General features: G+C 61.9%; 27 protein-coding genes and 1 pseudogene. 14 read left to right on the forward strand and 14 right to left on the reverse strand.

What is annotated here, in order from left to right; all coding sequences use genetic code 11:
- Positions 1–22 precede the first annotated feature (22 nt).
- Both ACZ1G0_RS07715 and ACZ1G0_RS07720 read right to left on the reverse strand, forming a co-directional pair.
- Positions 23–1834: an ABC-F family ATP-binding cassette domain-containing protein gene (locus tag ACZ1G0_RS07715; protein WP_472736409.1), complete on the reverse strand. Its 1812-nt coding sequence runs from the start codon at positions 1832–1834 to the stop codon at positions 23–25.
- A 9-nt stretch (positions 1835–1843) separates the two neighbouring features.
- Positions 1844–2599, reverse strand: coding sequence for a GNAT family N-acetyltransferase (locus ACZ1G0_RS07720; RefSeq protein ID WP_472736410.1), 756 nt, complete (start codon positions 2597–2599; stop codon positions 1844–1846).
- A 110-nt stretch (positions 2600–2709) separates the two neighbouring features.
- Here ACZ1G0_RS07720 and msrB point away from each other — a divergent pair, with 110 nt between their 5' ends.
- The gene (gene msrB, locus ACZ1G0_RS07725; protein WP_472736411.1) at positions 2710–3105 is read left to right on the forward strand and encodes a peptide-methionine (R)-S-oxide reductase MsrB; all 396 of its coding nucleotides are present in this window, start codon (positions 2710–2712) and stop codon (positions 3103–3105) included.
- Positions 3106–3125: 20 nt separating this feature from the next.
- Here the strand turns inward: msrB and ACZ1G0_RS07730 are convergent, their stop codons facing one another.
- Complete coding sequence (locus ACZ1G0_RS07730) at positions 3126–3560, reverse strand: outer membrane protein assembly factor BamE (RefSeq protein ID WP_472736412.1); 435 nt, start codon at positions 3558–3560, stop codon at positions 3126–3128.
- A gap of 168 nt (positions 3561–3728) precedes the next feature.
- Between ACZ1G0_RS07730 and ACZ1G0_RS07735 the strand changes: the two genes are divergently transcribed.
- From ACZ1G0_RS07735 to ACZ1G0_RS07745, 3 genes and pseudogenes are all read left to right on the forward strand, one after another.
- Positions 3729–4280 (forward strand): YceD family protein, encoded by a 552-nt coding sequence (locus tag ACZ1G0_RS07735; RefSeq protein WP_472736413.1) that lies wholly within the window; start codon positions 3729–3731, stop codon positions 4278–4280.
- Positions 4281–4288: 8 nt separating this feature from the next.
- Positions 4289–5655, forward strand: a pseudogene (locus tag ACZ1G0_RS07740) (MATE family efflux transporter).
- Between the two features lie 230 nt (positions 5656–5885).
- Entirely contained in the window at positions 5886–6287 is a 402-nt protein-coding gene (locus ACZ1G0_RS07745) for a hypothetical protein (protein WP_472736414.1), read from the forward strand.
- 51 nt (positions 6288–6338) lie between these two features.
- Here the strand turns inward: ACZ1G0_RS07745 and ACZ1G0_RS07750 are convergent, their stop codons facing one another.
- Positions 6339–6740 (reverse strand): hypothetical protein, encoded by a 402-nt coding sequence (locus tag ACZ1G0_RS07750; protein WP_472736415.1) that lies wholly within the window; start codon positions 6738–6740, stop codon positions 6339–6341.
- Positions 6740–7942 (reverse strand): pyridoxal phosphate-dependent aminotransferase, encoded by a 1203-nt coding sequence (locus ACZ1G0_RS07755; RefSeq protein ID WP_472736416.1) that lies wholly within the window; start codon positions 7940–7942, stop codon positions 6740–6742. The genes ACZ1G0_RS07750 and ACZ1G0_RS07755 overlap by 1 nt, the downstream gene beginning before the upstream one ends.
- Before the next feature lie 72 nt (positions 7943–8014).
- Between ACZ1G0_RS07755 and ACZ1G0_RS07760 the strand changes: the two genes are divergently transcribed.
- From ACZ1G0_RS07760 to ACZ1G0_RS07780, 5 genes are all read left to right on the forward strand, one after another.
- On the forward strand, positions 8015–8413 hold the full coding sequence (locus ACZ1G0_RS07760) for a helix-turn-helix domain-containing protein (RefSeq protein ID WP_472736417.1): 399 nt from the start codon (positions 8015–8017) through the stop codon (positions 8411–8413).
- Between the two features lie 2 nt (positions 8414–8415).
- Positions 8416–8679 (forward strand): succinate dehydrogenase assembly factor 2, encoded by a 264-nt coding sequence (locus tag ACZ1G0_RS07765; protein WP_472736418.1) that lies wholly within the window; start codon positions 8416–8418, stop codon positions 8677–8679.
- An 88-nt stretch (positions 8680–8767) separates the two neighbouring features.
- Positions 8768–9268 carry a MarR family winged helix-turn-helix transcriptional regulator gene (locus ACZ1G0_RS07770; RefSeq protein ID WP_472736419.1) on the forward strand — a complete coding sequence of 167 codons (501 nt, stop codon included), beginning with the start codon at positions 8768–8770 and terminating at the stop codon, positions 9266–9268.
- Positions 9269–9499: 231 nt separating this feature from the next.
- Positions 9500–10825 (forward strand): trigger factor, encoded by a 1326-nt coding sequence (gene tig, locus ACZ1G0_RS07775; protein ID WP_472736420.1) that lies wholly within the window; start codon positions 9500–9502, stop codon positions 10823–10825.
- A gap of 67 nt (positions 10826–10892) precedes the next feature.
- On the forward strand, positions 10893–11519 hold the full coding sequence (locus ACZ1G0_RS07780) for a GNAT family N-acetyltransferase (protein ID WP_472736421.1): 627 nt from the start codon (positions 10893–10895) through the stop codon (positions 11517–11519).
- Between the two features lie 55 nt (positions 11520–11574).
- Here ACZ1G0_RS07780 and rplI read toward each other — a convergent pair whose 3' ends face one another.
- The 3 genes from rplI to rpsF are packed head-to-tail and all read right to left on the reverse strand — an operon-like array spanning position 11575 to position 12824.
- Positions 11575–12210 (reverse strand): 50S ribosomal protein L9, encoded by a 636-nt coding sequence (gene rplI, locus ACZ1G0_RS07785; protein WP_472736422.1) that lies wholly within the window; start codon positions 12208–12210, stop codon positions 11575–11577.
- A gap of 10 nt (positions 12211–12220) precedes the next feature.
- Positions 12221–12448 (reverse strand): 30S ribosomal protein S18, encoded by a 228-nt coding sequence (rpsR, locus tag ACZ1G0_RS07790; protein ID WP_472736423.1) that lies wholly within the window; start codon positions 12446–12448, stop codon positions 12221–12223.
- A gap of 19 nt (positions 12449–12467) precedes the next feature.
- The gene (rpsF, locus tag ACZ1G0_RS07795; RefSeq protein ID WP_472736424.1) at positions 12468–12824 is read right to left on the reverse strand and encodes a 30S ribosomal protein S6; all 357 of its coding nucleotides are present in this window, start codon (positions 12822–12824) and stop codon (positions 12468–12470) included.
- Between the two features lie 362 nt (positions 12825–13186).
- Between rpsF and ACZ1G0_RS07800 the strand changes: the two genes are divergently transcribed.
- Positions 13187–13756: a YceI family protein gene (locus ACZ1G0_RS07800; RefSeq protein WP_472736425.1), complete on the forward strand. Its 570-nt coding sequence runs from the start codon at positions 13187–13189 to the stop codon at positions 13754–13756.
- A 102-nt stretch (positions 13757–13858) separates the two neighbouring features.
- On the opposite strand, the gene ACZ1G0_RS07805 is transcribed toward ACZ1G0_RS07800, so the two are convergent.
- The 4 genes from ACZ1G0_RS07805 to ACZ1G0_RS07820 all read right to left on the reverse strand — a co-directional run bounded on the left by ACZ1G0_RS07805 (position 13859) and on the right by ACZ1G0_RS07820 (position 16939).
- On the reverse strand, positions 13859–14392 hold the full coding sequence (locus ACZ1G0_RS07805; protein WP_472736426.1) for a YceI family protein: 534 nt from the start codon (positions 14390–14392) through the stop codon (positions 13859–13861).
- A 14-nt stretch (positions 14393–14406) separates the two neighbouring features.
- The gene (locus tag ACZ1G0_RS07810; RefSeq protein ID WP_472736427.1) at positions 14407–15048 is read right to left on the reverse strand and encodes a cytochrome b; all 642 of its coding nucleotides are present in this window, start codon (positions 15046–15048) and stop codon (positions 14407–14409) included.
- 129 nt (positions 15049–15177) lie between these two features.
- The gene (locus ACZ1G0_RS07815) at positions 15178–15765 is read right to left on the reverse strand and encodes a hypothetical protein (RefSeq protein WP_472736428.1); all 588 of its coding nucleotides are present in this window, start codon (positions 15763–15765) and stop codon (positions 15178–15180) included.
- A gap of 73 nt (positions 15766–15838) precedes the next feature.
- Complete coding sequence (locus tag ACZ1G0_RS07820) at positions 15839–16939, reverse strand: 2OG-Fe(II) oxygenase (RefSeq protein ID WP_472736429.1); 1101 nt, start codon at positions 16937–16939, stop codon at positions 15839–15841.
- Positions 16940–17076: 137 nt separating this feature from the next.
- Between ACZ1G0_RS07820 and fabD the strand changes: the two genes are divergently transcribed.
- The 3 genes from fabD (at position 17077) to ACZ1G0_RS07835 (ending at position 19192) form a co-directional block, all read left to right on the forward strand.
- On the forward strand, positions 17077–18012 hold the full coding sequence (gene fabD / locus ACZ1G0_RS07825) for an ACP S-malonyltransferase (RefSeq protein ID WP_472736430.1): 936 nt from the start codon (positions 17077–17079) through the stop codon (positions 18010–18012).
- 25 nt (positions 18013–18037) lie between these two features.
- Positions 18038–18775, forward strand: a complete 738-nt coding sequence (gene fabG, locus ACZ1G0_RS07830) for a 3-oxoacyl-[acyl-carrier-protein] reductase (protein ID WP_472736431.1) — start codon at positions 18038–18040, stop codon at positions 18773–18775.
- A 183-nt stretch (positions 18776–18958) separates the two neighbouring features.
- Positions 18959–19192 carry an acyl carrier protein gene (locus ACZ1G0_RS07835; RefSeq protein WP_472736432.1) on the forward strand — a complete coding sequence of 78 codons (234 nt, stop codon included), beginning with the start codon at positions 18959–18961 and terminating at the stop codon, positions 19190–19192.
- 319 nt (positions 19193–19511) lie between these two features.
- On the opposite strand, the gene ACZ1G0_RS07840 is transcribed toward ACZ1G0_RS07835, so the two are convergent.
- The gene (locus ACZ1G0_RS07840) at positions 19512–20495 is read right to left on the reverse strand and encodes a GlxA family transcriptional regulator (RefSeq protein WP_472736433.1); all 984 of its coding nucleotides are present in this window, start codon (positions 20493–20495) and stop codon (positions 19512–19514) included.
- 185 nt (positions 20496–20680) lie between these two features.
- On the opposite strand from ACZ1G0_RS07840, the gene ACZ1G0_RS07845 reads away from it, so the two are divergent.
- Entirely contained in the window at positions 20681–22042 is a 1362-nt protein-coding gene (locus tag ACZ1G0_RS07845) for a class II 3-deoxy-7-phosphoheptulonate synthase (protein ID WP_472736434.1), read from the forward strand.
- A gap of 48 nt (positions 22043–22090) precedes the next feature.
- Here ACZ1G0_RS07845 and ACZ1G0_RS07850 read toward each other — a convergent pair whose 3' ends face one another.
- Positions 22091–22780 carry a PAS domain-containing protein gene (locus ACZ1G0_RS07850; RefSeq protein ID WP_472736435.1) on the reverse strand — a complete coding sequence of 230 codons (690 nt, stop codon included), beginning with the start codon at positions 22778–22780 and terminating at the stop codon, positions 22091–22093.
- Between the last annotated feature and the right edge of the window lie 96 nt (positions 22781–22876).

The raw sequence follows: 22876 nt of genomic DNA on the forward strand, positions 1-22876 counted from the left end.
GGTTTCGGGGGAAACCCAGACCTCAGGTTTCGGCCTTTTCCTCGAGCGTTAACCACTCTTCTTCCAAGTCGGACAGCAGGGATTGGCGTTCGACCAGGGCCTCCGTCGCCTTGTTGAACTTGACCGGCTCGCGGGTGAACAGGTCGGGGTCCATCAGGAAGTCTTCCAGCTTGGCGATCTCGGCTTGGGTGCGGTCGATCAGGCCGGGCAGCGCCTCCAGGCGGTGGGTTTCGGTGTAGCTGAGCCCTTGCTTCTCTGACTTCAACTTCACCTCGGACACTTTTGATTTACTTGTATTTGATGTCGTCTGGGAAGGGGGCTGGCGTGTGCCGCGCTGCGCCTGATAGTCGGACCAGCCGCCCGGATAGACCGTGGCCGCGCCGCCGCCCTCCATGGCGACGGTGGTGGTCGCCACGCGGTCCAGAAAGTCCCGGTCGTGGCTGACCAGAAGGACCGTGCCGTCATAATCCCCTAACACATCCTGCAGCAAATCCAGGGTTTCCACGTCAAGATCGTTGGTCGGTTCGTCCAGCACCAACACGTTGGACGGCAAGGCCATGATCCGGGCCAGCAAGAGGCGTGCTTTTTCCCCGCCTGACAAGGACTTAACGGGTGCTCTTAAACTACGTTCATCGAACAGAAAGTCCTTCAGATACCCAGCCACATGGCGGGCGGTGCCGCGCACCATGACCTGATCCGAGTTGCCGTTAACCCCCAATAAAGGATCTAGGGTTAGGCTGTCCCACAAGGTCGCCTCAGGATCCAGCGCCGCGCGGGTCTGGTCGAAGACGGCGATCTCGAGGTTGGTGCCGTGGGTGACGGTGCCCGCATCCGGTTCAACTTCACCCAGGAGCATTTTGAGAACAGTGGTTTTTCCAACCCCATTGGGGCCCACAAAGGCGATGCAGTCACCGCGCATGATGCGCAGGTCCAGACCGTTGAGGATGGGCTTGTCGTTAAAGGACTTGGCCAGTCCCTTGGCCTCGATCACCCGTTTGCCGGACTTTTGGCCGCTGTCAAGTTCCAGCGCCGCAGCCCCTTGGCGGCGGATCATGTCGGATCGTTCTTTGCGCAGATCGCCCAAGGCGCGCACGCGTCCCATGTTGCGCTTGCGACGGGCACTGATGCCTTCGACGGCCCAACGGGCTTCGGCCTTGATTTTACGGTCCAATTTATGGCGCTGGAGGTCTTCTTCTTCCCAAACCTTGTCGCGCCACGCCTCGAAATCGACAAAGCCTTTCTCCTGGCGGCGAACCTGCCCGCGATCCACCCACAGGGTCGCGCGTGTCAGGGCGTTCAGGAAGGCACGGTCGTGGCTGATCAAGACGAACCCGGCGCGGGTCTGTTTCAGCTCCTCCTCAAGCCAGGCGATGGCCTCGATGTCGAGGTGGTTCGTCGGCTCGTCCAGCAGCATCAATTCAGGCGCTTCGGCCAACAGTTTTACCAAGGCGGCGCGCCGCCGTTCTCCGCCCGATGCGCTGGCCACCGGCGTGTCAGGGTTCATCTTGAGACCCTCTGCAACCATGTCCACGCGGTATGCCTCGGCCGGGTCCAGCGCACTACGTGCGAAGTCACCCAAGGTCGAAAATCCGGATAAATCAGGGTCTTGTTCCATGTATCCCACGGATGTGGCAGGGGCGAGGGTGCGGGTGCCCCGATCCGGTTCCACAAGGTTTGCCATGACTTTCATCAAGGTGGACTTGCCCGATCCGTTGCGCCCCACAAGAGCCACGCGATCGCCGGGTTGGACGACAAGGTCCAACTCGTCAAAGATCGGTGCGCCCCCAAAGGTGAGCGAAATGTCGGAAAGTTGTAACAGAGGTATACGAGCCATAGGGCGGCGCTACACGCGAGGGGTGCAGGCGTCAAGCGGGTTGGCCACGGCGCGCAAAAGCCGCTTGCGGGCCGGTGGGATGTGCGCGATTTCGAGGCCGGTGAACACGTGCAAGGTCCCAAGGTCACGGTCAATGACGGCATGGTCCGACACCCAACCGCCCATCATCAGATATGTGCGCAAAAGGGGTGGCAGGGTGGCCATGGCCGCCTTTGGATCTTGTGGTGGTTGGATGGGCAGGGGGACGGTTTCAGGTGCGGCCACTTTGGGACCCCACTGCGCAGGTGCCGCATGGCGTGCATGCAGCAGGGCCAGCGCGTCTTGGTATCGGTCGGGGTCCGTGCCGACAAAGCTTGAACACCCAAACAGCAGTTGGATATCCGCCCGATCCACCAACAGGGTAATCGCCCCCCAAGCCACGCGCAATATATCGGGGTCCGAGTGGTCTGGATGCAGGCAAAAACGCCCAAGCTCCATCACGCGACCGCGATACCCTTGTAGCGCTTTGAGGTCATAAAACTGCGCCGCATAGCTTCGTCCAATGGTGCGACCGGTCAGCGCCTGCACACGAAAACAGCATACTGTCTGGCCGGTTTGTGTGTCTTGGACAAGAATATGAGAACATGCCTCATCGAATGCGTCCCGGTCGGGCGCGCCACTCCGAAACACCCGCGCACGCAGGGATAGAGCTTGGGCAAGGTCTGGGTCGGTCTCGGCGATGAGGGCGGTATATCGGCCCCGACACAGCAGGGGGGATGCGGTCACATCGCGTCCTCCATCTTGGCGCGGCGGCGTCGGCACCTATCTATTCGTCAGGCCAGACGCCAATTCGGCGCGAAGGTGACAGGTAAACGCAGGCCGCGAAAGGGCAGATGATGGATAAGGTGATAAAATCTGACGAAGAATGGCGGGCACAACTGAGTGACCTTGCCTACAAGGTCACGCGCAAACATGGGACAGAACGCGCCGGGACCCACGAGGATTTCCCAAAAGATGCGGGCACCTACATGTGCGTCTGCTGCGGCGCGCCCCTGTTTGATCAGGCCCATAAGTTCGAGTCCGGCACCGGTTGGCCATCGTTTTATCAGCCCTTGGATGGCGACATGGTGGGCGAAAGCGTCGACAACAGCTGGTTCATGAAACGCACAGAGGTTCACTGCAACCGGTGCGACGCGCATTTGGGTCATGTGTTTCCCGACGGTCCACGCCCAACAGGCCTGCGCTACTGCATCAACGGTGTTGCCCTCACGTTCGAGCCCGAGGACGGTTAACACAACCGGCAGGCGGCTTCTCAGTCGCCCGCCAAAGCCTCGCCGATGTTGATTTGGCCGAAGTTGCGGAACAATTGCTGGATCAGACCGATTTCGGAAATGGTCGTTTCGGTCACACGGCGGGACAGGGTCACGACTTGCCCGTCTTCGAGGCCAAAGCGTTCGATGTTGCTGACGGTGCCGCTTGCGTCGAAAGAGATGGCCAGCAACTCACGTTCAACCGCTTCGGGCGCGCGATAGGCCCACTCGCGCACGCGCGACGACATATAGTACCATGCGTTGTCGCGCAGCACGCCGTTGGCGGCCGGGAGCCCGATCTGCGCTTCGACGCTGTCGCGGGTGTCGACGCCCACGATGATCGCGGCCATATCCTCGTCCGATGGGGTCCAGCCGTGGTTGCGATAGATCGCCGAACAGGCCGCCAGCGCGCCCACAAGGATAACGGTTAGGGCCAAGCGGCCCAGCCTGTTGCATGTGTTTTCCATGGCTGCTTGCACGCCCGATGCTCCCCGCTGGTGGCCCTTGATCTGGGGCCGCTTTCCGACTACCCGATTAGCCTGTCTGTGGGCCGCTGGCAACTGCCGCTGCCCAATCGTCGTCTAAGGTTTGCGCTGAGGTTTCCCATGTCTGACAACCAGTTTTCCCATGTCGTGCGGTTTGCCGACCTTCCGGGGCGCAAAGCAACGCGCGTGACCTTGACGCCGAATGCGCAACAGGTGACGCAGATTGCGACGATGATGGACCTGTCAGACCTGCGCAAACTGCGGTTCGACGTGGTTCTGACCCCGGGACCGGGGGCCGATTGGACCCTGACCGGGCAATTGGGCGCCACGGTCGTACAACCCTGCGGCGTGACTTTGGACCCGGTGACGACCCGGATCGACGAAGAGATCCGCCGCCACTATCGCGCCGATTGGTCCGAGGTCACCGAAGCCGAGGCCGAGATGGACAGCGACGACGCGCAAGAGGCGCTGCCCGCCTCCCTCGATTTGGCGGATGTCATGGTCGAGGCGCTGGCCTTAGAGGTGCCCGCCTTTCCCCGCGCCGACGGCGTTGACGCAATCGACATGACGGCGACCCCGCCCGGTGCGACCCCGATCAAGGACGAAGACGTCAAACCCTTTGCCGGGCTGGCGGCCCTGAAGGCACAGCTGGAGGGGGGCGAGGACAGCTAGTCCCGCCCATGACCCAGCCCCTGTCCCACCACCTGCGCGCAACGCTGACCCTTGGGCTGCCCCTTATTGGCAGCCACTTGGCCACCGTATTGATTGGCGCGACAGATACCTTGATGCTGGGCTGGTACTCGGTCGAGGCCTTGGCGGCGGGGGTGCTAGGGTCTAGTTTTTACTTCACTTTGTTTATCCTTGGGTCCGGGTTTTCTTGGGCGGTACTGCCCAAAGTCTCCGCTGCTTGCGCCCAAGGGGACGAGCGGGCCGTGCGCCGCGCCACGCGCATGGGCCTGTGGCTGTCACTGGCGTTTGGCGCGCTAATCTATCCGGTGTTCTGGTGGTCGGGGCCGATCCTGTTGGCCCTTGGGCAAGACCCGGAGATCACGGACTTGGCGGTGGACTATCTGCGCATTGCGGGACTTGGCATGATCCCGGCCATGGTCATGGTGGTCGTGCGCGCGCACCTATCGGGCCTGGAGCATACGGGCATTGTCCTATGGGCCACGCTGGCGGGGGCCGGGTTGAATATGTTGGTGAACTGGATGCTGATCTTCGGCAACTGGGGCGCGCCGGAACTGGGGATCAAGGGCGCCGCCATCGCCAGCGTGGGCGTGCATGTGGTGATGGCGGTGGTCATGGCGCTCTATGCCACGCGCGCCAAGGCGATCGCCCATTTCGACATCTTTTCCCGCCTGTGGGTGCCGGACTGGGCGATCATGTGGGACATAGCGCGCATGGGAATGCCGATTGCCCTGACCATGTTGGCCGAGGTCAGCCTGTTCACAGCCTCTGCCTTGATGATGGGGGCCTTGGGCACGGTGCCGCTGGCCGCCCACGGGATTGCGATCCAGGTCGCCTCTGCCACGTTCATGATCCACCTTGGCCTGTCTTCGGCGGTGACTGTGCGGGCAGGGGGGCCTACGGGCGGCAGGACGGGGCGGGCCTGCGGTTGGTGGCCTATGCCGGGTTCATCCTGTCCGGGGCCACAGTGGCCGTCACCATTGCGCTGTTCTTGCTGATGCCAGAGCCTTTGGTGGCGGTGTTCCTGTCCCGCGATGAACCCCTGCGGGTCGAGATCATGGCCCTGGGCGTGATCCTGCTGGCCTGTGCGGCGCTATTTCAATTGGTGGACGCGGCGCAGGTCATGGCCCTTGGCCTACTGCGGGGCATTCAGGACACCGCCGTGCCCATGGTCTTTGCCGTGATCGGGTATTGGGGCGTGGGGATGCCCATGGCCTATGTGTTGGGATTCACCTTTGGAATGGGTGGCCCGGGGGTCTGGCTGGGCCTTGCCGCCGGACTTTCGGTCGCTGCTGTGACCATGATGTGGCGATTTTGGGGCAGCCCCTTGTTGCGTGTTGCATCCGCACCTCAAACTTGATGCGCGCGTAAGTTTAGCTTTGCGCGCCGCGGTTTGGTCTTGCGGCAATGCTGCAAAATTAGGCACATAGAGAACAGCTGAACGGTAGTGCATCCGGGCCTGGAGCCGGAGTTAACGAGTAATTCTGTCCCTTTGTTTGGGCCAGCAAGTGTGAGTGAAACGGTATGTACCCTGAGATTATTGCGACCGGTAAGGGCGTCGTTATCGGCATTGCAGCAAGCCTATTGGTTATGAATGTGCCTCTGGACCTGTTCCAAAGCTCATCGGCTTTCGACGGCCAAGAGGTCGTAGACCTGTCAGATGCCTTGGATGGGCTGACATTTGCGACGGCACAACCCGCCGCGCCGCGCCCTTCGGTTGCTGTGACGGACGTGCAAACCGTCGCGTTCGAGGATTTCAGTCGCTACGCCAAGGCGCTGCCCAACCCGGAGTTGCACGGCGCGTTTGACGAACGCCTTGCCACGATCCGCCAAGCGGTGCAGCGCGCGAATGGGGATGTGCCCGCCGATGTGGCTCAAACCTTGGGCGGGTATGCCTATGCCATCAAGGATGAACTCGACCGTCGGGCGCAGCTGACCCCGGCAGAGCGAGAGGCTTTTGCCGCAGCGATGGAGGCCCTGTTTCAGGGCTGATCCTGCCGTGCAAAAGGCGCTGCGGGTTCTGTCCCGTCCCGCAGCGCCGCTTTACTTACTTAAAATCCGATCCGCTCGCTTGCGCACCAGCACCCCGCGCAGGTCGTGCATGGCCATCAGCAGGGCATCGGTGACCTGATCCAACTGCTCATCCGTGGCCTTTGACTGTGCCCATTGCGTGGTCAGGTTCAGGTGGTCCACCGTGCGCAAGATGTCGTCGATGTCCCGGGCGGCGAGGGTTTTGCGCCGCGCCTCCATCCATTCTGTGATCGCGGACATATCCTCGGCGCTCAGTTCTCGTTCGCCTTGGGGTTTGATTTGGCCGTTGTTCAGATTGATCGCCGCGATTTGGTCCATTTCAAGCCGACGCTGGCGGTTCTCGGTTTCGACCCGAAAGACGAGCGCACCGTTTTCGCGGGTGCGGAAGTAGTATTTGGGAACCTCGACAACCATCACGACAACCCTTCCGTAAAGGCCTTGATCCGCCCCATGGCGTCGGTCAGGGCTGCGTCCGATGTCGCATAGCTAACACGGAAGTTGGGCGACAGGCCGAAGGCCGCGCCAAAGACAACGGCGACGCCGTGTTCTTCCAGCAAGGCGGTGGCAAAGGCCTCGTCGCTGTCAATCAACACACCGCCCGCGCTGGTCTTGCCGATGCAGCCTGCGATGGACGGATAGACGTAGAATGCTCCGTCCGGCACCGGGCATACAATGCCGGGGCAATCGTTCAGCGCAGCGACAACCAGATCCCGGCGTCGCACAAAGGCCGCGTTGTTCTGGGCAATGAAATCATGGGACCCGTTCAACGCCTCGACCGCCGCCCATTGGCTGATGGAGCAGGGGTTGGACGTCGATTGCGACTGCACCTTGCGCATGGCCGCAATCAGCTCCGTTGGGCCCGCCGCATAACCAATCCGCCAACCGGTCATGGCATAGGCCTTGCTGACCCCGTTGGTGGTCAGGGTGCGATCATAAAGGGCTGGTTCGACCTGCGCGGGCGTGCAGAACTCGAACCCGTCATAGACCAGAAATTCGTACATATCATCGGACATGACCCAGACGTGGGGGTGGCGCAGCAGCACGTTCGTCAGGGCCTTCAGTTCCTCCCACGTGTAGCCTGCACCGGTCGGGTTGGACGGTGAGTTGAAGATCAGCCATTTGGTCTTGGGTGTGATCGCCGCCTCCAACTGGTCGGGGGTCATTTTGAACCCCGCCTCGATCCCACATGCGATGGTCACCGGCGTGCCCCCCGCCAACAGCACCATGTCGGGGTAGGACACCCAATAGGGCGCGGGGATCAGAACCTCGTCGCCGGAGTTCAGGGTAGCGGTCAGGGCGTTGTATAGCACCTGTTTGCCGCCCGAGGACACGCTGACCTGGCCGGGCACGTAGTCCAACCCGTTGTCCCGTTTCAGCTTGGCGCAGATCGCCTCCTTCAACTCCGGTATCCCGTCAACGGCGGTGTATTTCGTTTTCCCGCCTGCAATCGCTGCCACGGCGGCGTCCTTGATGTGCTGCGGTGTGTCGAAATCCGGCTCGCCGGCGCCAAGGCCAATGACGTCATGACCGGCGCGCTTTAGCTCGGCGGCCTTGTTGGAGACCGCGATCGTGGGCGAAGGTTTCACGCGCGAGAGTGTCGCAGAAAGGAAGGTCATGGTCGTCTCCGGTTGGAATTGGCCTAATGTCACGTGTAGGGGTTAAGACACGCCTAAAGCGGGAGATCAACAATGCCGGACGATGCAATGCAAGACGCTTCTTGGTTCGCCGAGGGGAATGCCACATTTGGAGACCGCCTTGCGGGGGCGCGCGAAGGGGCGGGTCTGAACCAGGCCGAACTGGCCAAACGGCTGGGCGTGCGGATCAAAACCCTGCGTGGGTGGGAAAATGACGTCAGCGAACCGCGGTCCAACCGCCTGTCCATGTTGGCCGGGATCCTGAACGTGTCCATCGTGTGGCTGTTGACCGGCGAAGGGGACGGCCTGAACGCGCCCCCGCCCGAAGACGCGATGCCCACCGAGGTCAGTCAGCTGTTGCTGGAATTGCGCCAGATGCAGTCGGAGGCCCGCGCAACGGCTGAACGTATGGGGCGGCTGGAAAAGCGCCTGCGCCGCGTGATGGAGGGGTAAGCATGGCCGAAGATCACGCAACCCGGTTGAAACGTCTGCGGATCCGCGCGTGGCGGCGCGGGATCAAGGAAATGGACCTTGTGATTGGCGGCTATTTTGACGCCCACGCCGCAGATATGACCGTCGAAGAGTTGGACCTGTTAGAGGCGATCATGGCCGAAAGCGATCAGGATTTACTGTCGTGGTGCACGGGCCAAGAGGCCGCTCCCTCCCGCTTTGCGCCCATGTTGCAGGACATGGTCGCCAAGGCGGCCCCACAAAAATAACCGATGTTGCCGAATTGTTTCGGGCTTTAACCAAATGTTGAGAGTTGTGTTCGTATCTAGGCATCAACGCCGATGACGGAGACACAGTATGAGCAAACTCGACACTTTCGCCCCTACCGACATGCACGCGAATTTCATGGCGGGCTATCTGGAAAGCCTGGCCCTTGTGGAACGGCTGCACCGGCTGCTTTTGGATGTGATCAAGGACGAGTTTGAGCGGCTCGGAATTCTGGAAATCAATGCCGTGCAAGGTTTGCTGTTGTTCAACATCGGGGACAACGAAGTCACGGCCGGGGAATTGAAAAGCCGTGGCTACTACCAGGGCTCCAACGTGTCGTATAATTTGAAAAAGCTGGTGGAGACGGGGTTCATGCATCACCAGCGGTGCGAAATTGACCGTCGTGCCGTCCGGGTGCGCCTGACCGAAAAGGGTCGCAACGTGCGCAACACGGTCGAAGAGTTGTTTGAACGCCACGCCGTCGGGATCGAGGATGCGGCGGGGATCAATTACGACAAAATCCTTGATATCAACGGTTCGCTCAAGCGGATCGAACGGTATTGGTCTGATCAAATCCGCTACATCTACTGACCTGTTTCCCCTTCGATTTACCCAGCGGGGGTGGGGGCACCACCGCGCCTGAAAGCCGGCCCGATCCGTTCGGGCCGGTTTTCTTGTACCCCACGTCCAGCATCGCTCCCTTTCCGCTTGCACACCCGGCGGGCCGCCCATAAAACCGCGCTGACCTTACACCCGCCTGCCGCCGGGCTTTTGTCCTATGGCAGGTGCAGACTGACACGCGAACCCGAATAGGACTGATCCATGCAGGTTACCGAAACGCTCAATGAGGGGCTCAAGCGCGCCTACTCCATCACTGTGACCGCAGACGAGCTGGCCGCGAAAGTTGACGAAAAACTCGTCGAGGCACAGCCCGAGATCGAGATGAAGGGCTTCCGCAAGGGCAAGGTGCCTATGGCGCTGCTGAAAAAACAATACGGCCAGCGTCTGCTGGGCGAGGCGATGCAGGAAAGCATTGATGGTGCCATGGCCGAGCACTTCGAAGCCTCCGGCGACCGTCCCGCCATGCAGCCCGATGTCAAAATGACCAACGACGAGTGGAAAGAGGGCGACGATGTTCAGGTCTCTCTGACCTATGAAGCGCTGCCCGAGATCCCCGATGTAGACTTTTCTGTCATCGAGTTGGAGCGTCTGACCGTGACCCCCGCCGAGGCCGACGTGACCGAGGCGCTGGAAGGTCTGGCCAAGTCCGCACAATCGTTCGAAACCAAGGAAGGCAAGGCCGAAGACGGCGACCAGGTGGTTATCGACTTCTTGGGCAAGGTCGACGGCGAAGCCTTCGACGGTGGCGCCGCCGAGGACTACCCACTGGTTCTGGGCTCCAATTCCTTCATCCCCGGGTTCGAAGATCAGTTGATCGGTGCCGAGGCGGGTACGGATGTTATGGTCAACGTGGACTTCCCTGCAGAGTATGGTGCCGAAAACCTGGCCGGCAAAGCCGCCACGTTTGAGTGCAAAATCAAAGAGGTGAAAGCCCCCGCCGCAGCCGAGATCAATGACGAATTGGCGCAGCAGTTCGGTGCCGAGAACCTCGAAGCGTTGACGGCGCAAATCTCCGACCGTCTGGGCGAAGAATACAAGGGCGCTGCCCGTCAGGTGGTCAAGCGCAAGCTGCTGGACGCGCTGGACGGTGTGGTGTCCTTTGACTTGCCGCCCTCGCTGGTCGAGGCCGAAGCTGGTCAGATCGCGCACCAACTCTGGCACGAGGAAAACCCTGACGTGCAGGGCCACGATCACCCAGAGATCGAGCCCACGGACGAGCACAAGACATTGGCCGAACGCCGCGTGCGTCTGGGCCTGCTGCTGGCAGAGCTGGGCCAAAAGAACGAGATTCAGGTCTCTGACGCTGAAATGACCCAAGCGATCATGAACCAAGCGCGCCAGTATCCGGGTCAGGAACGTCAGTTCTTCGAGTTCATCCAGCAAAATCAGCAAGCCCAGCAACAACTGCGCGCGCCCCTGTTCGAGGACAAGGTCATCGACCACATCCTAGACCAAGCCAAAGTGACCGACAAAGAGGTCACGAAAGAGCAGTTGCAGGAAGCTGTAGAAGCGCTTGAAGAAGAGTAAGCCCTGAACAGTCTAACAACAGGCCGCCCCATTAAACGGGCGGCCTTTTTTTTGTAAGGAAGACAGGATGTTAACGGAAGGACTGCATGATGTGCCGCCAGGGCACATCGTGAATGTGACCACATATCTGCAGATGACGTCCCCTCCGAAGGGGCCTGCACCCGTGCGGGATGATCTGCAATTTCTGCACCTACCGTCACCCGATTTAGCCCACGTGCGTCAGGTGTTCCAATCCATCGGCGAACCGTGGCTGTGGTACTCGCTTCTGATCCAAGACGATGCAAAGGCGCAGGCGGAACTGTCCGCGCTTACTCGCGAGGTCTACATGGCCCAACAAGGTGGTCGAGATGTGGGGTTGGTGGAACTTGATTTCGCAGTGCCCGGAGAGGCGGAGATCGTGCTATTCGGTCTGTCGCCGGACCTGACCGGCAAAGGTGCCGGGCGCTGCATGATGGGGCAGGCCCTTGCAGCCGCGTGGCGCCCGGGAATCACCCGGGTCTGGTTGCACACCTGCACGTGGGACAGCCCCCAAGCCTTGCCGTTTTATCGCGCTATGGGGTTCGTACCATACCAGCAAAAGGTACAGATCAAATCCGACCCGCGCCAGACCGGCGTTTTGCCCGAGACCAGCGCGCCCCATGTGCCGCTGATTCGAGGCGCAGACGGCTCAGCGGCAACGCCGGGCAACCATTGAGACAAAAAGGGCCGGTGCATCGCGCACCGGCCCTTTTCGATGAGATTGAACCCACTTAGGCGGGCTGGTCGTCGCCGTCGCTTTCGGGTGTGTCCACCACGCCAGCAGTTTCGGCCAGATCGTCGTCGTCGGCAGCTGCGGACCCGATATCGTCGAACAGTTCGGCGATTTCGAATTCTGCGGCGGCCTCTTCCTCGGCGGCCAGTTCCTGGATGGATTTGCCGGAGGCTTGCAGCTCGGCTTCCTCAGGGGAACGGGCGACGTTCAGCGCGATGTCGACTTCGACCTCGGGGTGCAGAACGACATGCACGGTGTGCAGGCCCAAGTCCTTGATAGGACCGGACAATTTCACCTGTTTGCGATCCACGGTGAAGCCTTCGGCAGTGGCGGCTTCGGCGGCGTCGCGTGGTGTCACCGACCCGTACAGCGCACCCGAATCGGATGCGGAACGGATGATGACGAACTGCTGACCACCCAGGCGTTCGCCCATGGCTTCGGCTTCTTTCTTGGTTTCCAAGTTGTGGGCTTCGAGCTGCGCTTTTTGCGCCTCAAACTGAGCCACATTGTGCTTGGAGGCCGACAACGCCTTGCCCTGAGGCAGAAGGAAGTTGCGGGCATACCCGGGCTTGACGTCCACGACGTCGCCCATTTGGCCCAGCTTGGCCACACGTTCGAGAAGGATAACTTGCATCGGTCTCTCCTTACTTCACGGCGTAGGGCAGCAGGGCGAGGAAGCGGGCACGTTTGATGGCGCGGGCCAGCTCACGTTGCTTCTTGGCCGAGACGGCGGTGATACGGGCAGGCACGATCTTGCCACGCTCAGAGATGTAGCGTTGCAGCAGGCGCGTGTCTTTGTAGTCGATCTTGGGTGCGTTGTCGCCCGAGAAGGGGCACACCTTGCGACGGCGGAAAAATGGTTTTGCAGCCATGGTTTAGCTCCTACTCAGATCAGTTGCGACGGGGGCGGCGTTCTTCACGCTCGTCCCGTTTTTGCATTTGCACCGATGGACCTTCGGCATGCGCGTCCATCTTGATGGTCAGCACACGCATCACGTCATCGTGCAGGCGCATCAGACGCTCCATTTCCTGGATCGCGGCCGCCGGGGCGTCCGTGCGCAGGAAGGCGTAGTGGCCCTTGCGGTTCTTGTTGATCTTGTAGGCCATGGTCTTCACGCCCCAGTACTCATGATCAACCAGCGTGCCGCCGTTGTCAGAAAGTACGGTGCCGAAGTGTTCGATAAGGCCTTCAGCCTGCGCGTTGGACAGGTCCTGACGCGCGATCATCACGTGCTCGTAAAGCGGCATGATATCTCCAGTTTTTTATGCGTGTTTCATAGGTGTCCATAGGCCCGCCGGAACACCACGAGAGACCACGCAGACATAAGTCGGGTGGCGGGTCAGGTCCGTATAAGGGTGTGCGGTGAAAGTGCAAGTCTTAAGGCACGCGTCGGTTTGCGGCATCTGGGTTTTACCCCCGAAATCCCCCCGAAACCCACCCCGATGTCCATCAGACCGGATACCACAGGTTTTTTTGCGGCCCCATGTCGCAAATGGGCGAGGAGCGGAGCAGTTCAGTGCATCGGCGCACACGATCTGTTGAAGGGCGGTAAGTGGACTTTTGTGCGTTTCGGGCAATGTTAGAGGGACATTAAATCGGAGACTGCCCTATGAAACCACTCGCCCTTGCCGCCGCCCTTGTCCTTGCCGCAGCCCCCGCGCTGGCCGCCGACAAATACATGCTGGACAGCAGCCACAGTCAGATCATCTTCAGCTGGGACCACCTTGGCTTCTCGACCACCTACGGGATGTTCTCTGGCTTTGCCGGCGAGATCATGTTCGACGAGGCAGACCCTGCGGCGTCCAGCGTCAGCGTCTCTATGCCGGTGATGTCCATGTTCACCGGGTGGGAACAGCGTGATGGGCATTTCATGTCCGATGATTTCTTTGGCGCCACCGCAGAGGACATGGTGACCTTCACGTCCACCTCCATCGAAGTGACCGGGGAGGACACCGCCCTGATCACCGGCGATCTGACCATGAACGATGTGACCAAGTCTGTCGTGCTGGATGCCAAGCTGAACAAGGCCGATACCCACCCCATGGCGCAGAAGCCTTGGATCGGGTTTGATGCCACAACGACCCTGCTGCGGTCGGATTTCAACGTCGGCAACTTTGCCCCCTTCGTAGGCGACGAAGTCTCCGTGACAATTTCGATCGAGGCCGAAGCCGCCGAATAACCGGTCCATTGGTGGTATGGATAGGCCCCGCCCGGGTGATCGGGCGGGGCTTTTTGTTGCGTGGGCGGTCTGGGGTATTTTTGACCCAATGAAGCAGGGACGTCAGCGCACAGCTGTCAGGGTCATGTCCACGATCACAGAAAAGCCTACTTGGGTTTCGTCGGGGTAGAGCGCGCCCATTTCGTAGCTGCGGCGATCCAGTGTCACCTGGCCCGTGGCGGTTGCGGTGTCCCCGTCCAGGGTCAGGGTGAAGGGCAGGGGCGCGGGCACGGCCATGTCCTTGAGGGTCAGCGTCCCGTCCAGCAGATAACCCGCGTCCGTGCGCAGAATTGGCCCGGTGTAGGTGGCCGTCGGGAAGGTGGCGGCGTCAAAGAAGTCTGCGTTCATCGCCTCGGACGTGACGGAGCCCAGCGAGAGGGACCCCACGGCGATTGTCACCTCGGCGTGGCCTGCCTCGCCCTCGGACACCGTGTCGTCAAAGCTGATGGCGGCGGTCCAATCCGCAAAGCTGCCTGTGACGGGGGTGCCGAATTGGGTAACGGTAATCGACAGGGTGCCGTCCTGGACGGTCCAGTCCGATTGCACGGCCGCAAGGGTGGGCACGGCGGGCCGGTCGGTCACGGTCAGCTTGCCCATGGCGGCCCCGGCCCCTATGGCCGCAGCAAAGGCCGCGGCGGCGGCAAGGGGGCGGCGGCGCGGTTGTGGGCGCGGGGGCTGGGCGGTGTCGGCGTGGCCCCGTAGCAGATGCGCGCCAAGGTTCCATCGCGGTCCCACAGGGCGTGTTTCAGGGCGCCTGCGATGTGCAAAAGCAGCGCACCGATCAGAACGTATTTCAGGGACAGGTGCAGCCCGCCAAACACCTGCGCCACGGCCACGTCATTGGCCACGAACATCAGGTCCTGGGACAGGGGCCACAGGATCGGTGCAAACCCTTCGGTGGCGGCGTGGTGGATCCAGCCCGTCAGCGGCATGGCCACCAGACTGCCGTACAGCGCCCAGTGCACCGTGCGCGCGGCAAAGGTTTCAAGGCGGCGGTCGGGGTGCAGTTCATCGGGTTTGGGCTGGATGATGGCCCAGATGATCCGGGCCAGCGCCACGGCGAACAGCGCGAGGCCCAGCGTCTTGTGCAGCGAAAACAGCCACGCCTTTTGCGCCAGTTGTTCGCCCGTGTCGTAGGGCATGTCGTAGGCGATTTTGCCCAAGGGCAGGATCGCCAGCATCAGGGCGGCTGTGACCCAGTGAAAGGTCTTGGAAACGGTGCCGTAGGTGGCGCGGGTGTTGTGGGCGGGCATGGGCGGCTCCTGTTCTGTGACAGGAATCTAGCGCGCAAAGGGCGCGCGCCCAACCTGCCGCGCTCCACACTTGGTGTGCACAAAGGCGCACCTGTGCCGTGCCAAGGCCGCAGTCACAAACCTTTGGCCCTACGACCCGGCGCGCGCGGCCAGCTCTGCCTCGTAGGTTGCCTGTGCTGCTTCGTACAACGCATTCTTCGCCATCTTCTTGTCCACAGCGGACTGCGGGGTATCGCCGAAAAAGTTAAGATTGTTTTGTACGACGCTTAAGTCCCTGCCCGGATCAAAAATCGCGCCGTAGGCTTCGACGGATTTGTCTGACTTCTCCCATTGTGCAAATTGCACACGCTCTGCGGCGCGTCCGTCCGCTTCGCTCACGAGTTCGGCAAGGCTTTCTTCGATGGCCTCTGTGCCCTCGGCGCTTTTGTCGGCAAGGTTTTCCAGATACCGAGCGAACTGGTTTTCAATATAGTCGGCCTGTGTATTGGCACCGGTGTTTTTCATTTGGACAATGGCGGCATAGAGCGCCGGGTGGCGGCATTGATCGAAGGTGGAGCATATATGTGTGCCATCAAGCTGGCCCTGTATGTCGCCCGAGGTGTCTTCGACCCCGCTGGACACCACGCCCATCGTGGCCAGCCCAAGACCGACCAAACCTGCGGTCAGAACGACCCAATCCACAGTGACCGCGCCCGATTCAGAAGTTGTAAACGACATACCTGCTCTCCGATTCCAAGATTTCACTACGGAATGCCAAAACAGTTTGGCGAAATTTTGACATGGTGCGCCATTAACCGCGATACTGGCCCACGCCCTGCGCCAGGTTCTTGTTCATTTCGGCCCGCAGGGCGGCGGCGGCGTCATCGTACAGGAACGGCAGAAAGGCATAGCGCCGCCCCCGTGTGACCTTGGACACCTTGTGCAGCAGCGAACAGCTGAACACCACCGCGCCGCCCTTGGGCGCCTTGAAGGTCCGCGGCCCGTATTCGGGAAAGCCGACCTCGCCGCCGTCAAAGTCGTCATTCAGGTTGATCGAGACCGCAAAGCGCCGGTGCGCCGTGCCCGAGGTGGTGTTGTCACGGTGGGCGTTGAAATGGCCACCATCGGCGGCGTCATAGCAGCTGACGATGTAGCGTTCCATCCGGGTGATCTCGAACTGGTGGACCTTCTTGATCTCGGGCACGATCCGGCGCGACACCCGCTGCATCAGGGCGGCGCGCAGGTCCGGATCGTTGATCTGCACGTCCTTGCGCACCTTGTGGCTGGCGTCTTGCACGGCCACGGTCTTGCCGTCGATTTCGCGCATGAAGCCCGAGATTTCGCCGCCTTGCGTGTCGTAGAGATCCACAAGACGGTCGCACAGCTCCGCCTCGACGACACGGGGCAGGACAAGGATCGGAGCCTGCATTTCAAACCCGGCATAGAGGTTGGGGGCGGGCAGGGTGGCCAGATGGGCCAGCAGTGCGCCTGCGCCCATATCCGGTCCGGTCATGGGCAGCACAGTTTCGATCCGCATGGTGGGGTCAATCACGATCCAGCGGGGCCGCAGGACGCCGTCCCCCTCCGTGGGGCGTGCCCCATACAGGCGCGCCACCTCGCCCGAAGTGTCAAAGAACCACCGCAGCCCCGGCACGCGGTCTTGGACGTGGGCGCGGTCGTCGTCGGTGTCGCTGACGCAAAAGACCGAGGCATGGGTGTCGTCCAGCGTGGGCGCCGCGCGCAGCATCTGCAGGGCCATCTGCGCCTCGGCCCGGGTGTGGGCGGTGCCAAAGAACCCCAGCACCAGCCAGCGTCCGGCGGCGGTGTCAAAGGTGAACCGCGGGTTATTGTGAGAAGGCGCGCGGAAATGCGGGGCGGGATCGCCGGGGGTGCGGGTTGCGTATTTGGCCATGATCGGACTCTCGAACGGTGTTTTTTGCGATCCTTGCACGGCAATGTGGCAAAATCCGGGCGAAATGGTCGCGGGCGGGGCGTTGTCGCGGGCGGCGTCAGGGGCTAGACCGGGGCAAACAAGCAGGAGAGTGCGCGATGACCAAAGCCTTCGTATTTCCCGGCCAAGGGGCCCAGACCATCGGCATGGGCAAGGCGCTTGCCGACACCTATCCCGAGGCAGCCAAAGTGTTCGCCGAGGTGGACGAGGCCTTGGGCCAAGACCTGTCCGGCCTGATTTGGGAAGGCGACATCACCGAGCTGACCCTGACCCGCAACGCCCAGCCTGCGTTGATGGCAACCTCGATCGCAGCCCTGCGCGCGTTGGAAGTCGAGGGCGTCGTGCTGGCCGAGACAGCGGCCTATGTGGCCGGCCACTCGCTGGGTGAGTATTCCGCCCTGACCGCCGCCGGGGCCCTGTCCGTGGGCGACGCCGCCCGCCTGTTGCGCACGCGCGGCGAGGCGATGCAGGCCGCCGTTCCCGTGGGCGAAGGGGCCATGGCGGCTGTCCTGGGGCTCGATTTCGCCGCCGTGACGGCAGTAGCCGAGGCTGCCGCACAGGGCGAGGTCTGCCAGGCCGCCAACGACAATGACCCCGGCCAAGTGGTCGTCTCGGGCAGCAAGGCCGCCGTGCAACGCGCGGTCGATCTGGCCAAAGAGGCGGGTGCGCGACGGGCCATGCTGCTGCCGGTGTCCGCCCCGTTTCACTGCGCCCTGATGCAGCCCGCAGCGGATGTGATGGCCGAGGCGCTGGCGGGTGTCACCCTGTCCGCCCCGGCCGTGCCCCTCGTGGCCAATGTGCGCGCCGAGGCGGTCAGCGACCCCGACACCATCCGCACCCTGCTGGTCGAACAGGTCACAGGGTCCGTGCGCTGGCGCGAAAGCGTGATGTGGCTGGCGGCCCAAGGCGTGACCGAAGCGTGGGAGATCGGCGCAGGCAAGGCCCTGTCTGGCATGATCAAGCGCATCGACAAGTCCGTGACCGCGCGTGCCATTGGCACACCCGAGGATGTCAAAGCGGCCCTGACCGTCTGAGCCACAATTTTGAGGAGAGAGATATATGTTTGATCTGACAGGAAAATGCGCCCTTGTGACCGGCGCCTCTGGCGGGATCGGGGCCGAGATCGCCCGCACCCTGCACGCCGCAGGCGCCACCGTGGGCCTGCATGGCACCCGGGTGGACCCGCTGCAGGCGTTGGCGTCCGAACTGGGCGACCGCGCCCATGTCCTGCCCGCCAACCTCAGCGATCCGGAGGCGGTCGCCGCCCTTCCCAAACAGGCCATCGCCGCCATGGGGGCCGTGGATATCCTCGTCAACAACGCGGGCATCACCCGCGACAACCTGTTCATGCGCATGTCCGACGACGAATGGCAGTCCGTGCTGGACGTCAACCTGACGGCGGCCTTCAAGCTGTCCAAGGGCGTGATGCGGGGCATGATGAAGGCGCGGTGGGGGCGGATCGTCAACATCAGCTCGATCGTGGGGGCCACAGGCAACCCGGGCCAGGGCAACTACGCCGCCGCCAAGGCAGGCATGATCGGCATGGGCAAGGCCCTGGCCTACGAAGTCGCAAGCCGGGGTATCACTGTGAACGCAGTCGCGCCGGGGTTCATCGCCACGGCCATGACCGACAAGCTGACCGATGATCAAAAAGCTGCCATTGACGGCCAGATCCCCGCAGGTCGCATGGGCACCCCGGCAGAGATCGCCGCCGCCACCCTTTACCTTGCCAGCCCCGAGGCCGCTTATGTCACGGGCACGACCTTGCACGTGAACGGCGGGATGGCGATGCTGTAGGGGCCAAGACGCGACGTGTGAAATGATTTGCGCTGCCCGCCCCTTGTGCTATAGGCAGCGCCAATCGGGCCAATTTCCTTTGTCACACGAAGGTCGCCTTGGGGCATATGCACCCCCGCACCGGGCGGTCGGGCCGAGATGGAATAAACTGGGGCGGGCAAGCCCAAATCGTGAGGAAAGACCATGAGCGACATCGCAGATCGCGTGCGTAAAAAAGTAGTTGAGCACCTGGGTGTGGACGAAGACAAAGTTGTAGAGGGTGCGTCCTTCATCGACGATCTGGGCGCCGACTCACTCGACACGGTCGAGCTGGTCATGGCCTTCGAAGAAGAGTTCGGGATCGAAATCCCAGACGACGCCGCCGAGTCGATCCAGACCTTCGGCGATGCCGTAAAGTTCATCACGGAAAACAGCTGATCGCTGTTTAAGTGATGTTTGAAACGGCGCCTCCGGGCGCCGTTTTGTGTTTCGGCTGCGCCGAATTGGAGGCTCTGCCTCCAAACCTCCGAGGGTATTTTTTGAACAATGAGGAGGAGCCGCGGTGCTTAAGGAAAAGAACCCCTGCTCATCTGAACAGGGGCCCTCATCGTTCACGGTCATCGGCGCCTCCGCCTGTACCGCCCATGCATCATGTACCGTCTTGGTAAAATAAGCGTAAAGGCCCGCCCTCATTGTTCAAAAAATACCCTCGGGGTCTGGGGCAGAGCCCCAGCGGATCGCCGTAAGGCGAAACCGTCTAGCCCCGTGCCGCTTGGGTGCCGCGTTCGCGGTAGGGAGTGGTGTTGTAATGCGCGCGATAGCATTTTGAGAAATGAGAGGGCGAGGCAAAACCGCAGGCCAGTGCCACGTTGATCACGCTCATATCCGTTTGCATCAACAGGTTGCGGGCTTTGCCCAGGCGGATTTCCATGTAGTAGCGTTTGGGCGAGCGGTTGAGGTAGCGGCGGAACAATCGCTCCAGCTGGCGCGTGGACATACCGACATCGGACGCAAGGATGGAGGGGCTGATCGGATCCTCGATGTTTTGCTCCATCATCCGGATCACCTGCGCCAGCTTGGGGTGGCGCACGCCGATGCGGGTGGGGATGGACAGGCGTTGGGTGTCCTGATCCGTGCGGATCGAGGTGTAGATCAACTGGTCGGCCACCATGGACGCCAGATCTTCGCCGTGATCCGAGGCGATCAGTTTCAGCATCAAGTCAATCGAGGCCGTGCCCCCCGCGGTTGTCATTCTGTTTCCGTCGATCACGAACACGGACTTGGTCAGCTCGACCTCCTCAAATTCCTCGGCAAAGCTGTCCTGGTTTTCCCAGTGGATTGTGGCGCGTTTGCCGTCCAACAGGCCCGCCTTGGCCAAGGTGTGGGCCGCCGTACACAGGCCTGCGATGGTGGCCCCCTTGCGGGCTTCGCGGCGCAGCCAGTTCAGAATGCGCTTGGTGGACGCAGCCGCCACGTCGATCCCACCGCACAGCACGATGGTGTCGTCGCGGGTCAATTCGGACAAGTCGGTGTCGACCCGGTATTCGATGTTGTTGGAACACTGCACGAATTCGCCGCCATCGGACGATAGGGTCCAACTGTACAGCTCGCGGCCGGCCATGCGGTTGGCGATGCGCAGGGCCTCGACCGCGCAGGCAAAACACAACATGGTGAAGTTTGGCAGCAGCACGAATACGAAGCGTTTGGGCTTGCCGTCTTCGGGCCGGGGCAAAGTGGACATTGGCTTTCCTTGTCGTGCGCAGCCTCTTTTTGGGCCATGGACCACCGAAAACAGGAAATGGGGCGTCTTTCAAGGCAGACTTTCCTTGGTAGCGCTGTCATCGCGGTCTGGAACCCCGCCGCAACATGGGTATAAAGGGGCTTCCACGGCCCATCGGACCGCCCGTGGATGACGGAGGACAGACCATGACTGCTTGGACCAAATCGACCTGGCGCAACAAGCCGCGCATCCAGATGCCGGACTACCCCGATGCCGAGGCGCTGGCCCGCACCGAGGCGCAGCTGCGTCAGTATCCTCCGCTGGTTTTTGCGGGCGAGGCGCGCCGTTTGCGCCGGGAACTGGCCGCCGTGTCGCGCGGCGAGGGGTTTTTGTTGCAGGGCGGTGATTGTGCCGAAAGCTTTGGAGAGTTTTCCGCCGATAACATCCGCGACACCTTCAAGGTGATGTTGCAGATGGCCATGGTGCTGACCTACGGGGCCAAGGTGCCCGTGGTCAAAATCGGGCGCATGGCGGGGCAGTTTGCCAAGCCGCGCTCTGCCCCCACCGAGGTCAAGGATGGGCTGGAACTGCCCAGCTACCGGGGCGACATTATCAACGAGCTGGACTTCACCCCCGAGGCTCGTATCCCCAACCCTGACAAGATGTTGCAGGCCTATACCCAGGCGGCGGCCTCTTTGAACCTGTTGCGCGCGTTTTCGACGGGCGGGTTCGCGGACATCCATCAGGTGCACGCCTGGACCCTTGGCACCACCGACGATTGGTCCCAGAAATACCGCGACATGGCGGGGCGCATTCAGGACAGCCTTGATTTCATGTCCGCCGCCGGTCTGTCTGCGGACAACAATGCCGAACTGTCTACAGTGGATTTCTACACCAGCCACGAGGCGCTGTTGTTGGAGTATGAAGAGGCGCTGACCCGTGTGGACAGCACCACGGGGGCCACCATCGCAGGGTCCGGCCACATGATCTGGATTGGCGACCGCACGCGACAGCCAGATGGGGCGCACGTGGAATTCTGTTCCGGCGTACAGAATCCCATTGGGTTGAAATGCGGCCCGACCACGACTGCCGAGGACCTCAAGGTGCTGATGGCCAAGTTGAACCCCGAAAACGAGGCGGGGCGTCTGACCCTGATCGCGCGCTTTGGTGCCGGGTCCGTGGGAGATCATCTGCCCCGCTTGATCAAGACCGTGCAGGAAGAGGGGGCCAATGTCGTCTGGTCCTGTGATCCGATGCACGGGAACACGATCAAATCCTCGACAGGATACAAGACGCGGCCCTTCGAGAGTGTGCTGCGCGAAGTGCAGGAATTCTTCGGTATTCACCGGGCCGAGGGCACCGTCCCCGGCGGCGTGCATTTCGAGATGACCGGCAAGGACGTGACCGAGTGCACGGGCGGTCTGCGCGATGTGACGGACGAGGATCTGTCCAGCCGCTACCACACTGCTTGCGATCCGCGCCTGAACGCCAGCCAGTCGCTGGAACTGGCTTTCCTCGTCGCCGAAGAGTTGAGCGGCAGCCGCGAGGCGCAGCGCGCCGCCGTTTAAGGCACTGATAATAAGATAAAAAGGCGTCCCTCGGGGCGCCTTTTGCGTTCAGGACTTCACGACCTTCAGCCATGGTACGGCGGTTTCCAGCAGCCGGGTGGCATCTACGTGTGGTGTATTGCGGGGCAGGGGGTCGTAGCGCGCCTGCGCCTCTGCCAAGCCGGGGATGGTGCGTTTGGGGGCGGCTGGGGTGGCCCCCACAGGGGTCAGCTGTTCACGTTTGATGCCAAAGCGGCGTGGCGCGTGGCCAATCGCCCCGGTGGTGACCAGCGCGCCAAGGGCCTTGGTCACCTGTCCCTCTTGGTCGGTCATGGGCAGCAGGATCATGCGCCCGACAAGAGGGGCGCGCCCTTCGGTTTCGGAGGCCAGATCAAGCTCCAGCACCGCGGCGTCCGTAAACACACGCTCCACCCCCTGCATCAGGCGGGTGCGGTCTGTCAGCTCGAACAGGGCGCGGATGGGCATGCCGCGCACCTCCATCCCCATCAGATCGTTCAGGTGCGCCCCTGCCACCCGCATCCGTACGGTGCCCGGGCGCGCGCGATCCAGAATCATGGCATGGCCCAGCACCCCTTGGATCACGCGGGGGTCCAGATCCGTGCGTGCGGGCATGGGGCGGCCTGCGCGCAGACTGTCCCAATACCGAAAGATCTCGGCAAGGGTGGGGTCCTGTCGGGCCAGCTTTTCCTTCAGGAATGTCATCGACCCGTTCGGGCGGGTGTCTAAAGTCGTGTCCATCGTCAAACCCTTCGATCCTGTTGCCTTCGGTTTGCCCCGGTTCAGCTTGGGCAAACTTCCTTACTCTTGCCTTAATATAGCACCAGTTGACCCAAA

Source organism: Thalassobacter sp. HA4-2, assembly GCF_055693705.1.